12 protein-coding genes are annotated in these 13,715 nt (G+C 70.2%); 9 read left to right on the top strand and 3 right to left on the bottom strand.

Annotated features, from left to right (window positions below; translation table 11 throughout):
* The first annotated feature begins 105 nt into the window (after positions 1-105).
* The 3 genes from ACWD5Q_RS19420 to ACWD5Q_RS19410 all read left to right on the top strand — a co-directional run bounded on the left by ACWD5Q_RS19420 (position 106) and on the right by ACWD5Q_RS19410 (position 3,149).
* A complete protein-coding gene (locus ACWD5Q_RS19420; protein ID WP_451428237.1) occupies positions 106-1,053 on the top strand; it encodes a LysR family transcriptional regulator in 948 nt (315 codons plus the stop codon).
* Between the two features lie 165 nt (positions 1,054-1,218).
* Positions 1,219-2,472, top strand: coding sequence for an AAA family ATPase (locus ACWD5Q_RS19415; protein WP_451428236.1), 1,254 nt, complete (start codon positions 1,219-1,221; stop codon positions 2,470-2,472).
* Positions 2,472-3,149 carry an RloB family protein gene (locus ACWD5Q_RS19410; protein ID WP_451428235.1) on the top strand — a complete coding sequence of 226 codons (678 nt, stop codon included), beginning with the start codon at positions 2,472-2,474 and terminating at the stop codon, positions 3,147-3,149. The genes ACWD5Q_RS19415 and ACWD5Q_RS19410 overlap by 1 nt, the downstream gene beginning before the upstream one ends.
* Before the next feature lie 93 nt (positions 3,150-3,242).
* Here ACWD5Q_RS19410 and ACWD5Q_RS19405 read toward each other — a convergent pair whose 3' ends face one another.
* Together ACWD5Q_RS19405 and ACWD5Q_RS19400 are read right to left on the bottom strand one after the other, a co-directional pair.
* The gene (locus tag ACWD5Q_RS19405; protein ID WP_451428234.1) at positions 3,243-3,464 is read right to left on the bottom strand and encodes a DUF397 domain-containing protein; all 222 of its coding nucleotides are present in this window, start codon (positions 3,462-3,464) and stop codon (positions 3,243-3,245) included.
* Entirely contained in the window at positions 3,457-4,251 is a 795-nt protein-coding gene (locus tag ACWD5Q_RS19400; protein ID WP_451428233.1) for a helix-turn-helix domain-containing protein, read from the bottom strand. The genes ACWD5Q_RS19405 and ACWD5Q_RS19400 overlap by 8 nt, the downstream gene beginning before the upstream one ends.
* Positions 4,252-4,413: 162 nt before the next feature.
* Between ACWD5Q_RS19400 and ACWD5Q_RS19395 the strand changes: the two genes are divergently transcribed.
* From ACWD5Q_RS19395 to ACWD5Q_RS19370, 6 genes are all read left to right on the top strand, one after another.
* Positions 4,414-4,758 carry a hypothetical protein gene (locus tag ACWD5Q_RS19395; protein WP_451428232.1) on the top strand — a complete coding sequence of 115 codons (345 nt, stop codon included), beginning with the start codon at positions 4,414-4,416 and terminating at the stop codon, positions 4,756-4,758.
* Positions 4,755-5,096: a hypothetical protein gene (locus ACWD5Q_RS19390; protein WP_451428231.1), complete on the top strand. Its 342-nt coding sequence runs from the start codon at positions 4,755-4,757 to the stop codon at positions 5,094-5,096. Before ACWD5Q_RS19395 ends, ACWD5Q_RS19390 begins: the two co-directional genes overlap by 4 nt.
* A gap of 156 nt (positions 5,097-5,252) precedes the next feature.
* A complete protein-coding gene (locus tag ACWD5Q_RS19385; RefSeq protein WP_451428230.1) occupies positions 5,253-6,173 on the top strand; it encodes a serine hydrolase in 921 nt (306 codons plus the stop codon).
* Between the two features lie 95 nt (positions 6,174-6,268).
* Positions 6,269-7,318, top strand: coding sequence for an esterase-like activity of phytase family protein (locus ACWD5Q_RS19380; RefSeq protein ID WP_451428229.1), 1,050 nt, complete (start codon positions 6,269-6,271; stop codon positions 7,316-7,318).
* Between the two features lie 168 nt (positions 7,319-7,486).
* Positions 7,487-11,305: an ABC transporter ATP-binding protein gene (locus ACWD5Q_RS19375; RefSeq protein ID WP_451428228.1), complete on the top strand. Its 3,819-nt coding sequence runs from the start codon at positions 7,487-7,489 to the stop codon at positions 11,303-11,305.
* A 102-nt stretch (positions 11,306-11,407) separates the two neighbouring features.
* Positions 11,408-11,794 (top strand): hypothetical protein, encoded by a 387-nt coding sequence (locus ACWD5Q_RS19370; protein ID WP_451428227.1) that lies wholly within the window; start codon positions 11,408-11,410, stop codon positions 11,792-11,794.
* Positions 11,795-11,877: 83 nt separating this feature from the next.
* On the opposite strand, the gene ACWD5Q_RS19365 is transcribed toward ACWD5Q_RS19370, so the two are convergent.
* A complete protein-coding gene (locus tag ACWD5Q_RS19365) occupies positions 11,878-13,704 on the bottom strand; it encodes a glycoside hydrolase family 3 protein (protein WP_451428226.1) in 1,827 nt (608 codons plus the stop codon).
* Positions 13,705-13,715: the final 11 nt, after the last annotated feature.

Genomic DNA, 13,715 nt, shown 5'->3' with positions numbered 1-13,715 from the left:
CCGCGACGACATCCACGAAGCGTTCCTCAGCCTGGCCTGCGGCATCATCTGCTGGCGCCGACTGGTCAACCTCTCACTTTGTTAGGAGTTCTAAGGTGGACCGGCGTGGACCTCGAAGCAGTACGTACCTTCGTCGCCGTCGCGGAAGCGGGCCAGTTCCAGAAGGCCGCCGCCGACCTGTCGATCACCCAGCAGGCCGTCTCCAAGCGCGTCGCCGCGCTGGAGAAGGACCTGGATGTGCGGCTGTTCACCCGCACCGCCCGCGGCGCCCGGCTCACCATCGACGGCCAGGCGTTCCTGCCCCACGCGCGTGAACTTCTCCGAGTGGCGGAGCGGGCTGACGCGTCCGTCCGTCCCGGTCGGCGCGCTCTGCGCGTCGACGTCGTCAACCGGCGGATCGTGACAGCGGGGCTGCTCCAGGACTTCTACCGCATACATCCCGAGATCGAACTGGATGTCGTCACCCTGGACGCTGACGTCGACGGTGCCATCGCCGCTGTCGAAGCCGGGACGATCGACGTCACCTTTCACGCGGTTCCCCCGCAGCGGCACGTACCAGACGCGATCAACACCGTCCGGGTGATCGACGAGCCGCACCAGCTCCTCGTCGGTCCGCGCCATCCGCTCGCCGACGCCCGTGCCGTCACGCCAGGACAGCTCGCCGGACACCGGATCCGGATGCCCGGCCTGGACGCCCGCGGCGAGGTGGCCGCCTACTACGACGAACTCGCCACCGCCTTCGGCATCACGATCGACGTGGTGGGACCCGTCTTCGGGAACGAGGTACTGCTGGCCGAGATCGCCGACTCCGCGGACCTGGCGACCCTGGTCGGCGAAGGCTCGCAGTATCTGTGGCCGGACAGCTATGACCTGCGGCGCGTACCGATACGCAACCCGGCACCGGTCTACCCGATGTCACTGATCTGGCGCGCCGACAACCCCCATCCCGCGCTCACCGAACTGCGCGACTACCTCGACTCCAGACGAACGGACTCACCCGACACCAACGTCTGGCTACCGACATGGGACCTACGGGCGGCCCCGAGGCCATAAGCAAGAGACGCCCATCGTCGGCTTCCTGCACCGGCGAGTAGGCGACATCACCCATTCGCCCGCCCTCATGCCCTGGCAGAGGGTACGTTCCCGAGAGTCACGGCCACTCCTGGCCAGGTCACCGTCACACGCGGCGACTACCCTGAGTCCGGAGAGGAGGACAGCTTGCTGCTGAGGTTTCGTGTCGCGAACGTATGGTCCCTGCGCGACGAGCAGGAACTGTCCTTCGTCGTGCCCGAAGACGAGACGAGTGCGGCCGCTCGTGTGGTGGAGCTGCCCGGAGGCCGATCCCTCGGGGTGCTTCCCTTGATCGGTGTCTTCGGCGCCAACGCGTCGGGCAAGTCGAACGTTCTGGCCGCGCTGGTCGAAATGCGGAACGCGGTCCTCAACTCCTATGCGCGCTGGGCGTCGTACGACGGCATTCCGCGCTCGGTCTTCGCTCTGGACCGCAAGGCGAGGAAGGAACCGAGCTTCTTCGAGGTCGACCTCGTCATGGACGGCGTGCGCTGGACGTACGGCTTCGAGCTCGGTCCGTCCCGTGTCGAGGCCGAGTGGCTGCACAGCTACCCGCGCGGGTACCGACAGGTGTGGCTCGACCGGGACGCCTCCAGGGAAGAGGCGTACGAGTGGCCGGGGAACCGGGTCAAGGACCGGTCACAGCTGATGCGGCGCACCCGACCGAACGCCTTGCTGCTGTCGACGGCGGGGACGGACAACCACCCGCAGCTGTCTCCGCTCTTCCACTGGTTCCGTCGCAACCTGTGGTTGATCAATCCGGAGGACGAGCGGACCCAACGAGAGGCGTTCACACGACAGGAACTCTCCGGAGCACGGGCGCGCCGTATCGAAGAGCTGCTCCGCGTCGCCGACCTCGGTATTACGCGAGTCGAAGTCGTCGACGACGGCAGGGGGCAGTCCACGGTGAAGCTGGTCCACCGCTCGGCGGCGGGCGAAGTGGCTTTCGACTGGCATACGGAGTCCTTCGGTACCCGTTCCTGGTTTGCCTTGCTCGGCCCCATGCTGCTGGCTCTCGACGAGGGGGCGGTGCTGCTCGTGGACGAACTGGACTCGAGTCTGCATCCGCGCTTCGCCGCCGAGGTGGTCCGGCTCTTCCACGACCCCTGCGCCAATCCGAACGGCGCGCAGTTGGTGTTCACCTCGCACGACCCTTCGATCCTCACCACGCCGAGCGGCGGACGCTTGCTGGATCCGGGCGAGGTCTGGCTGACGGAGAAGGACAAAGACGGGGCGACGGAGCTCTACCCGCTCACGGCTGCCTCCCCTGGGGAGGACGAGGACCTGATGAAGTCGTACTTGGCCGGGGCCTTCGGTGCGGTCCCGGCCCTCATGGAGGGGCAGATCGCCCGGCGGCTGTGGGCCACTCGTGAGTACGACGAGCAGGAGGTGGAACAGGGCTGATGGCGAGGACGAGGGGAAAGGACTCCCTGGGGCCGGCGCAGCACCGTGGGAGGCGCAAGAGAGTCGTCCACGTCTTCACCGAGGGGCTGGTCACCGAGCCCTCGTACATCGAGATCGTCAAGCAGTACGGTGTCCCGGCCGACTCTGCCATGACCGTCGAGGTTCGTATCGCGAACGCCTCGGCTCCCGGCTCCCAGCGCAAGCCGCTCAAGTTGGTCGAAGCGGCGGTCCGGCTGATGCGGGACGAGATACTGCAGGCCAGGCGCAGCGGGCTGGACAAGAGGTACCTGCCCCAGGTGTGGTGTCTTTTCGACCGGGACGAGCACGAAGGCATCGAGACCGCGCTGAAGCAGGCGCGGGAAGGAGACGTCAAGGTCGCCTTTTCGCACCCGTGCTTCGAGGTGTGGAGGCTGCTGCACCACAAGCCGGTGACCGGTACGTTCGGAGGGGCCTGCGGTCAGGTGACGGCGAGACTGCCGTTCACGAAGATCCCGAAGGACTCGGCCAACATCAAGCTTGTCCTGCCGCACCAGATCACGGGCGGTTTCCTGGAAGCCGAGAAGCGTGCCATCCAAATGAACGCGCAGCACGGCGATCACGTGTCGCTCGTGAACCGTGACCCGTATACCGATGTCCACAAGTTCGTGCGGGAAGGGCTCGGAATCGAGTCGTACTGACCGTCCCGTGCTCACCTCGCTGCCGACGGTCGTGCATCCCGCTCTACCGGCTGGCCTGCGCTCCGTAAACGCAAGCTGAATCCGGCGCAGGAATCAGCGCGGCCCGTTGGTGTCCTTGAGCGCCGCGATGAAGGACGCCCACCCGGCCGTCGGGAAGATCAGTGAAGGGCCGTTCGGGAGTTTGGAGTCCCGGACGGGGACTCCCGCCGAGTAGCCGTCGAGGACTTCAACGCAACTGCCGCCTTCGCTGTTGCTGTAGGAGGACCTCCTCCAGCCCGTCGCTATAGGCACGTTGGAGTTGGCTCGGTCAGTCATGGTGTCCGTAGTCCTTCGCTGTCGCCCTGAGGAGGGTCAGTGACTCCTTGAGTGGCAGTGCGTCGCTCAGCGCAAGATCGTAGCGACTCTGCAACTCCTCAACCACGGATGGGGAGTCGTGTAGTTTCCCCATGCGGGAGCCCTCGCCGTATGCCACCGGTGGCTGGTCCTCGAACCACATGAGGGTGAGCATGCTCTCCATCAGTGGATGGAAGCCCAGAACAAACGGCACCACATGCACCCGGATGCGTCCGGACTCGCTGAGACGAACGATGTGTGTGATCTGCTCCGCCATGACGTCCGGTCCGCCCGCGGCCCGCCGCAGCACCGCCTCGTCGAGTAACGCCCACACTACCGGCGTCACCGGATCTTCAAGGATCTTCGCCCGCTCAAGCCGTGTGACAACGAGCCTGTCACGCTCCTGTTCACTCACCGGAGGGAACGACGTGCTCAGAACCGCACGCGCGTACCGTTCCGTCTGGAGGATGCCCGGAACGAACGACAGGGCGAACTCGCGGATCATCACCGCCTGCTGTTCGAGCAGGCGGGCCGCCTCGAAGTAGTCGGCGACGGCCGCCTCCTCCTGCGGGAGGAAGCTGCTCAGCACGTTTCCCGTGTTCAGGGCCTTGTCCAGACGCCGCGCGTCCTCCTTGGACGGGATGCGGCGGCCGGCCTCGATGTGCGCGATGTGCGAGCGGGTCATGAACGCCGCATCGGCCAGCTCCTGTTGTGTCAGCCCGGCCGACTCGCGCTGTTCCCTGAGCCAGTCGCCGTAGATGCTGCCCACCGTGTCAACTCCCTTGTGACCAGTGCTTCGTCACTCGCTGCCTCCTGGCGAGCCTAGCCCCGGCCGTCCCACTCTGTAAGCGCATCGCTACAGAAAGCGAGACCCCCGCGACCGCGCGACCGGTCCGGGGGCATGGCCATCAACCACAGTGGAGTTGACGACGTGAGTCACCGTATCGCCCGCCTCTTCGAGCCGCTGCTACGGCTTCTGCTTCCGGCCACGGGGCGGCGCCGTCTCGTGGCCGTCCCGACGGAACCGGAACCCGTCGTCTCCCTGCCCGTGGGTCCGAGCGTTCGCCGCGGTGCCGCCCGTCCCTTGCGCGGCGAGGACAACGCTCTGGTCCGCCCCTACCTGGTCGCCCATGAGCGGCACCGGGAGGCGCGTCGGCAGCGGGCCCGGCGGCGTGCGCTGTGGCTCGCGGTCCACGGCATCGACATCGGGCCCCGTGTGATCCATGGCATCGACGTCGGGCCCCGTGTGCTCCATGGCGTGGAGGTCGCGGGATGAAGGAGGGCATCGACGGCGCACGCCTGCTGCCCTGGGCCGGCCCGGAGGGCAAGCGCTGCTACCTCGTGACGGACGGAACCGGCTGTGTCTCCCGCCTGGCCGACGGCATCGAGTCGGTGCAGCTCGGCATGGCGGCCGAACTCCTCGGCCACGCAGCCGACATGCTCGCCGACCGCCGGGCGACCCCCGCACAGCTCCGCTACCTGCTGGCCAGGATGAGCGAGGCGCTCACCGACGTCTGCCGGATCGCCGAGAGCCGGGGTGACCGCCTGCCGGTGACCGGCGAGGGCGACCCCGGTGCCACGGACGGTCTCGGCAGGCCCGCGCCACGAGCCTGACCGACGCTTTCCGGCCTGGGGCAGGGGCGTACCCCTCCATTTCCTGTCCCCGTACGTTCCCCTCGCTCGTACAACCATTCGCGGCCCCTCGCGCGTCAAGGGGTGGGAGTGCGCCGGGGCGCACTCGTATCGCTTCGAGGGGAATGGGAAGCCTTGATGACTCACCGGATATCCCGGCGTGCCAGAGTGCTCTGCGCGAGCCTCGCCGCCGGGACGCTCATACCGATCGCGGCTGCCGCCGCGCCTGCCGCCGCCGCGACACCGACGGTGAGCTGCACGTCGGGCAAGACGGGTCTCGCGGCCAAGCTGCAGAAGGACATCACCGCGGCCCTCGCGGGCCGCAAGGGCACTGTCGCGGTCGGTCTCTACGACCGTTCCACGAACACCACGTGCTCGTTGCGTGCCACCAGCGCCTACGACTCGGCCAGCGTCGTCAAGGTGACGGTGCTCGCCACGCTGCTGTGGGACGCCAAGAAGCACAACCGCTATCTGACCGACCGTGAGACCGGCCTCGCCACGGCGATGATCACCAAGTCGGACAACAACGCGACCAGCGCGCTGTGGAAGCAACTGGGTCTGACGAAGATCAAGGGCTTCCTCGGTGCGGCCGGTATGACCCAGACCAAGCCGGGCGCGAACGGCTACTGGGGCCTGACCCAGATCACCGTGCAGGACGAGCAGAAGCTGCTCAAGCTCATCACCGCCAAGAACTCCGTGCTGAGCGACAACTCCAGGGCCTACATCCTGAAGCTGATGGGGAAGGTCATCTCCTCGCAGCGCTGGGGCACCCCGGCGGGCGCGCCCTCGGGTGTCTCCGTGCACGTGAAGAACGGCTGGCTGTCGCGCGCCACGCACGGCTGGCGCGTGCACAGTGTCGGCACCTTCAACGGGGCCGGACACGACTACATGATCACGGTGCTGACGCAGGACAACAGCACCATGAACTACGGCGTCACCACCATCCAGAACGTGGCCAGGGCCATCCACAAGGACCTGGTGCCGACGGTCTCCGCCACGACCGCGTACGTGCCCACGAGCACGCCGCAGGAGGCCTTCCCGGCGGTCCCGGCGAGCTGATCCGGGCGGACCCGCGGTGAGCCGGCCCGGCCGGACTCCCGGTGGTTCACGGGGAGTCCACTCCCGGGCCACCCGTCTCGTCCTACCGTGACGTCATGCGCCTGAGCATCCTTCTCGCCACCGTCACCGCGACCCTGGCGGCGGCCGCCGCACCGGCCGCCGCCGGACCTGCGGCCGCCACCGGCACTGCCACCGGCACCGCCGCCCACGCGTGCTCCTCCGCCGTCGACATCCAGCGCTTCTCCGACGCCCTCGACAAGACGACGTACGAGGGCACGTTCGTCGGCAATCTCTCCGCGCTCTCCGTCGACCGCGGGGAGATCGCCGCACTGTCCGACCGCTCGTCGCTGTTCACCCTGGACCGCAGGACCCTCAAGCCCACCAGCGTGGTGAACCTCGCCGACGAGAAGGGCGCCCCGCTCGACTCCGAGGGCCTGGTCGTCAACGGCGACGGCACGCGGCTCGTCTCCTCCGAGACCGAGCCGTCCATCCGCCGCTACTCCCGCGACGGAAAGATCCTGGACCGCCTTCCGGTGCCGGCCCCGCTGGCGGTCGCCCCGGCCGGCCGGGCCACCGCGAACCAGACTTTCGAGGGCCTGACCCTGCTGCCCGGCGGGCACACCCTGCTGGCCGGCATGGAGGGCTCGCTGAGCGGTGACACCCCGGGCATCGTCCGCTTCCAGACCTGGACGCGCCAGGGGCCGCACTTCGCGACGGCGGCCCAGTACGGCTACCGCACCGACACCGGCCTCGGCGTCTCCGAGACCACCGCGACCCCCGACGGCAGGCTGCTGGTCCTGGAGCGCGGATTCACGGCCGGGTACGGGAACACGGTCCGCCTCTACCTGGCGGACCTGCGGCACGCCACGGACACCCGCGGCATCGACACGCTGACCGGCCAGGACGGGGTGCGCCTCGTGAGCAAGACCCTCCTGGCGGACCTGGTGAACTGCCCCTCGCTCGGCGCGCAGGCCCGGCAGCCCCAGCCGAACCCGCTGCTCGACAACATCGAGGGCATGACGGTCACGGGCGCCTCGCACGGCCGGCTGAACCTGCTTCTGGTCAGCGACGACAACCAGAACGCGGCCCAGACCACCCGCCTGTACGCGCTGGCCGTACGCCTGCCGCACCCCGCCACCCGCTGACGGTGCCCCTGCCGGACGACGGATGAGCCGGGCGGGCCGCGCTCCCTCTGCCTGAGGCAGGCCTATAAGGCAGACCTATAGCCCTAAGGCCGAGGTCGCAGGCGTCTGCGACCTTCGGCCGGGGATTGTTGCGGAGGGATGAAATCCGCCCTGGTCGGCGTTGGTGCTATGCGGACGATCAGGGCGACGGAAGGGACCGGCGTGGTGGCGCACGAGGGGGACACACGCGGCTGGGCACGCAGGCTCGCGGGGTACGCGTGGCGCTCCCCGAAGGAGGTCGTCCTCGCGCTCGGGTCCTCACTCGGCGGCATGGCCGTCCTGGCGGTCGTCCCGCTGATCACCAAGGTGATCATCGACGATGTCGTCGGGAACCACAGCCGGTCCATGGGGCCCTGGGCCGGTGCCCTCGTCGGTGCCGCCGTCCTCGTCTACGTCTTCACCTACATCCGCCGCTACTACGGCGGCCGGCTCGCCCTCGACGTCCAGCACGACCTGCGCACGGACATGTACCGGACGATCACCCGGCTCGACGGGCGGCGCCAGGACGAGCTGTCCACCGGCCAGGTCGTCGGCCGCGCCACCAGCGACCTCCAGCTGATCCAGGGCCTGCTGTTCATGCTCCCGATGACCATCGGGAACGTCCTCCTCTTCCTGGTCTCCCTGGTGATCATGGCGTGGCTGTCGCTGCCGCTGACCCTGGTGGCGCTGGCCGTCGCACCCGCCCTGTGGTTCATCGCCAAGCGCAGCCGCACCCGGCTGCACCCCGCGACCTGGTACGCCCAGGCCCAGGCCGCCGCCGTGGCGGGTGTGGTGGACGGCGCGGTCAGCGGCGTCCGCGTGGTCAAGGGCTTCGGCCAGGAGGAGCAGGAGACCGGCAAGCTCCGCGAGGTCGGGCGGCGCCTGTTCGCGGGCCGGCTGCGGACCGTCAAGCTGAACGCCCGGTACACCCCCGCCCTCCAGGCCGTGCCCGCGCTCGGCCAGGTCGCCATGCTGGCGCTCGGCGGCTGGCTCGCGGTGCGCGGGCACATCACGCTCGGCACGTTCGTCGCCTTCTCCTCCTACCTGGCCCAGCTCGTCGGCCCGGTGCGCATGCTCGCCGTGGTGCTCACCGTCGGCCAGCAGGCCCGCGCGGGCGCCGAGCGCGTCCTGGAGCTGATCGACACCGAGCCCTCGCTGTCGGACGGCACCAAGGAACTGCCCGCCGACGCCCCGGCGACCGTCGAGTTCGACGACGTCTCCTTCGCCTACCGCGACGGCACCCCGGTCCTCGACGGCCTCTCCTTCGAGATACGCCCCGGCGAGACCCTCGCCGTCGTCGGCTCCTCCGGCTCCGGCAAGTCGACGGTCTCCCTGCTGCTGTCCCGCTTCTACGACGTCACCCACGGCGCCGTCCTCGTCGGCGGCCACGATGTGCGCGAGCTGACCCTCGACTCCCTGCGCGCCGCGATCGGGCTGGTTCCGGAGGACTCCTTCCTCTTCTCGGACAGCGTCCGCAACAACATCGCCTACGGCCGCCCGGACGCCACCGACGAGCAGATCGAGCGGGCCGCCCGCGCCGCGCAGGCCGACCGCTTCATCGCCGAGCTGCCCGACGGATACGCCACCAAGGTCGGCGAGCACGGCCTCACCCTCTCCGGCGGCCAACGCCAGCGCGTCGCGCTGGCCCGGGCGATCCTCACCGACCCCCGGCTGCTGATACTCGACGACGCGACCTCGGCGGTGGACGCCCGGGTCGAGCACGAGATCCACGAGGCGCTGAAGCAGGTCATGCAGGGCCGTACGGCCCACCCGTCGCCCGACCACCACCCCGCGACGAGCGCCGGCGCGCGCACCACCCTCCTGATCGCCCACCGGCGCTCGACCCTCAACCTCGCCGACCGCATCGCGGTCCTCGACGGCGGCCGGCTCGCCGACATCGGCACGCACGAGGAACTCCAGGAGCGGTCCGCCCTCTACCGGCGGCTGCTGACCGACCCCGACGAGCTGGGCGGGGTCTCGCCGGGCCACGCGCTGCCGACCGCGCCGCAGGAGGACGACGCCACCGTCCGCGAGGAGCTGGACGCCGAGTTCGACGCGGAGCGGGGCGTCACCCCGCATCTGTGGACCGGCGACCGCGAGCCCCAGGACCACGCGTTGACCGGCACCCCGGCGACCCCCGAACTCCTCGCCCAGGTCGAGCAGTTGCCCCCGGCCACCGACACCCCTGGCATCGACGAGGCGCGCGCGGTCCGGGCCGAGGAGTCCTACGGCCTCACCCGGCTGCTCCGCGGCTTCCGGCTGCCGCTCCTCGCCAGCCTCGCCCTCGTCGCCGTCGACGCGGGCATGAGCCTGCTGCTGCCGGTCCTGATCCGGCACGGCATCGACCAGGGCGTGTCCCGGACGGCCATCGGCGCGGTCTGGGCCGCCTCCCTGCTGGCCCTGCTCGCCGTCCTCGTCCAGTGGACGGCGCAGACCGCGGAGACGCGGATGACCGGGCGGACCGGCGAGCGCGTGCTCTACTCCCTCCGGCTGAAGATCTTCGCGCAGCTCCAGCGGCTCGGACTCGACTACTACGAGCGGGAGCTGACCGGCCGGATCATGACCCGGATGACGACGGACGTCGACGCGCTGTCGACGTTCCTGCAGACGGGGCTCGTCACCGCCTTCGTCTCCGTGGTCACCTTCTTCGGCATCATGGTCGCGCTGCTGGTGATCGACACGCAGCTCGCGCTCGTGGTGTTCGCCACCCTGCCGCCGCTGATCGTGGGGACCGTCTTCTTCCGCCGGGCCAGCATGAAGGCGTACGAACTCGCCCGCGAGCGGGTCTCGGCGGTCAACGCGGATCTCCAGGAGTCGGTGACCGGCCTGCGGATCCTGCAGGCGTTCCGGCGCGAGCGGGACGGCGCACGGCGCTACGCCGAGGGCAGCGACAGCTACCGCCGGGCCCGTGTCCGCGGTCAGTGGCTGATATCGGTGTACTTCCCCTTCGTGCAGCTGCTGTCGTCGGTGGCCTCCGCGGCCGTGCTGATCGTGGGCGCCCACCGGGTGGACGCCGGGACGCTGACGACGGGCGCCCTGGTCGCGTATCTGCTGTACATCGACCTGTTCTTCGCCCCGGTGCAGCAGCTCTCCCAGGTCTTCGACGGCTATCAGCAGGCCACGGTGTCGCTCGGCCGTATCCAGGAGCTGCTCCGGGAACCGACCTCCACGAAGGCCGCCGACGAGCCGCTCACGGTGCCGTCCCTGCGCGGTGACGTCGCCTTCGAAGGCGTCGACTTCGCCTACGGTGACGAGGAGGAGGCCCTCAGCGGCATCGACCTGAGGATTCCCGCCGGGCAGACCGTCGCCTTCGTCGGCGAGACGGGAGCGGGCAAGTCGACCCTGGTCAAGCTCGTCGCCCGGTTCTACGACCCCACGCGCGGCCGGGTGCTGATCGACGGCACCGATCTGCGCTCCCTCGACCTGACCGCGTACCGGCACCGGCTCGGCGTCGTCCCCCAGGAGGCGTACCTGTTCGCGGGGACCGTCCGGGACGCCATCGCCTACGGACGCCCGGACGCGACCGACGCCGAGGTGGAGGCCGCGGCGCGGGCGGTCGGCGCGCACGACATGATCGCCCGGCTCACGGGCGGCTATCTGCACCAGGTCGCCGAACGCGGGCGCAATCTGTCCGCCGGACAGCGGCAGTTGATCGCCCTGGCCCGCGCGGAACTGGTCGACCCCGACATCCTGCTGCTCGACGAGGCCACCGCCGCGCTGGACCTGGCCACCGAGGCCCAGGTCAACCAGGCGACGGACCGCCTCACCGGTCGTCGTACGACGCTCGTGGTCGCCCACCGGCTGACGACGGCCGCCCGCGCCGACCGTGTGGTGCTCATGGACCACGGCCGGGTCGCGGAGGACGGCACGCACGAGGAGCTGCTGCGACGCGACGGCCGGTACGCGCGGCTGTGGCGGACGTTCGTCGGGATGCCGGAGCCGGAGGAGCGGGTCGGGTCCACGGCCTGACCGATGGCCGGAAGGGCACGTCCGGGAGCCGTACGGCGCAACCGGGGACCTGCCTCGCGCGTCCGTACACCAGTACGGTGATGATCGCGGGAGGAACGAGAAGTGGACAGTGGTGCGATACGCCGACGCCTGACGCTCGGCCTGGCCGTGCTGACGGCGGCCGGTCTGCTCGCGGTGGCGAGCCCGGGACACGCGCAGGCGGACGACCCCTGCTCCGGCCGGAAGGTGCGCACGCTCTCGTTCTCCACAGGCTCGGTGCGGGTCTACCGGCGTGACGGCTTCGTGTGCGCGGTGACGGTGGCGAAGCGCGCCTCCGGCCGGAAGACGATGTCGGTCAGCGTGCAGGCGCGCGGCAGCCGCCCCGTGGCCGACAACGGGCTGTACGTCCAGCGCGCCGGGCCCGTGGTCGTGCACGCCGGCCACCGCTGTGTGTGGATCCGCGGGTCGGTGGGCTCGGGCTCGGTCAGCTCGGGCTGGATCATGTGCTGACGGCCGCCCCGCCTGGCGGTCGCGGCCTTCGGGGTGTGGCTGGTGTGACCGCGGCTCTTCAGCCACACCCCGAAGTGCGGACCTCAGTACGACAGCCCGTACCCGAGGGGGTACAGCACCTGGGTCGGATCGTCCGCCCGCGGTACCGGGACCGGTAGCCTGCCGCGCGGTCTCACCTGCCCCGCGATCACCCGTGCCGCCGCGCGCAGTTCCACGTCGGTCCACGAGTAGGACGCCAGAGCGGCGGTCGCATCGGGGAGTTGGGCCACGTCGTACGGATTCCGGACGGCGAGGACGACCACCGGCTTCCCGGTGGCGGCGAGCCGGGTCACCAGGGTCCGCTGGGAACTCGTCGCGCTCACGTTGTAGGTGGCCACGACCACCGCGTCCGCGTCTCCCGCCGCCGTCACCGCCTGCTCGATCACCTCCGGCGCGGGCGCCGTGCCGGTGGACAGCGCGGTCGCCGTGAAGCCCAGCGCGGTGAAGGCGTTCGCCAGGACGGTGGTGGGCGGGCCGTCGGTGCCGGACGGCGACGCCGGGTCCGCGCCCACGACGAGGAGCCTGCCGTGCGTACGGCGCGACAGCGGCAGCAGCCCCCGCTGGTTGACGAGCAGGGTGGTCGTACGGTCCGCGATGCGGTCCGCCGTGCGCAGATGCCCGGGGGTGCCGACGGTCCGGTCGACGCCGTCCGCGGTGACGTACGGCCGGTCCAGCAGCTCCAGCTTCGCCTTCAGCCGCAGGATGCGCAGCAGCGACTCGTCGAGCCGGGCCTCGGTCAGCTCCCCGCTCCGCACGGCCGTGAGCACCGCGTTCCAGGCGAGGTCCAGAGAGGGCGGGTTGAGCAACTGGTCGGCGCCGGCCTTCAGGGCGAGTACGGGCACCCGGTCGTCGCCGTACTTCTGGCGCACGCCCTCCATGCCCAGCGAGTCGGTCACCACCACCCCGTCGTAGCCCAGCTCCTCGCGCAGGATGCCGGTGAGGATCGGATGCGAGAGCGTCGCCGGGTCGCCGGAGTCGTCGAGCGCGGGGACCATGATGTGCGCGGTCATGATCGCGTCGATCCCGGCGCGGATCGCCGCCCGGAACGGCACCGCGTCGAGTTTCTCCCACAGTTCACGGCTGTGGGTGATGACCGGGAAGCCGAAGTGGCTGTCGACGGCCGTGTCGCCATGGCCGGGGAAGTGCTTGGCGGTGGCCGCGACCCCGGACGCCTGACAGCCCGTCACCTCCGCCGCGACGAGACCTGCCACCGCGTCCGGGTCCGCGCCGAAGGACCGTACGCCGATGACCGGGTTGGCCGGATTGACGTTCACGTCGGCGTCGGGCGCGTAGGCCTGGCGGATGCCGAGGGCGTGCAGCTCGGCGCCGGAGATCCGGCCGAGGGTACGGGCATCGGTCCGGGAGCCCCCGGCTCCGATCGCCATCGCGCCGGGGAAGAGGGTGGCGGGCTTGCCCACGCGGGCGACTATGCCGTGCTCCTGGTCCGTGGCGATGAGCACGGGCAGACCGCGCGGCTGGGCGAGGGACGCCTGCTGGATGCCGTTGGAGAGGTCCGCGATCTGGTGCGGGGTACGGGTGTTGTGCGCCCAGGTGAAGTAGATGATGCCGCCGACGCGGTACTTCGCGACCAGTTCGGCGGCCGTCCGTACACCGATCTCGTGCAGGTTGGCGTCGATGTCGGCCTGGTCGGGGTCGGTGGCCGAGTGACCGTAGACCCGCATCACGAAGAGCTGGCCGACCTTCTCCTCGAGCGTCATACGGGAGATGAGGGCCTTGAGTCGCTCGTCGTCGAGCCCGGCGGCGCGGGCGGGGTCCGGAGTGAGGGCGAGGGCCGCGGTCAGTCCCGCGGTGGCGGCGAGGACCGTGCGTCTGGAGGGGTGTGCGGTGCTTCCCGTGCCGGCGTCGTGCACCTGTGCTCCTT

The sequence above is a fragment of the Streptomyces sp. NPDC002513 genome (assembly GCF_053595355.1).
Note: the sequence above shows the minus strand (reverse complement) of the source record. Positions and strands in the feature narration are given on the sequence as shown.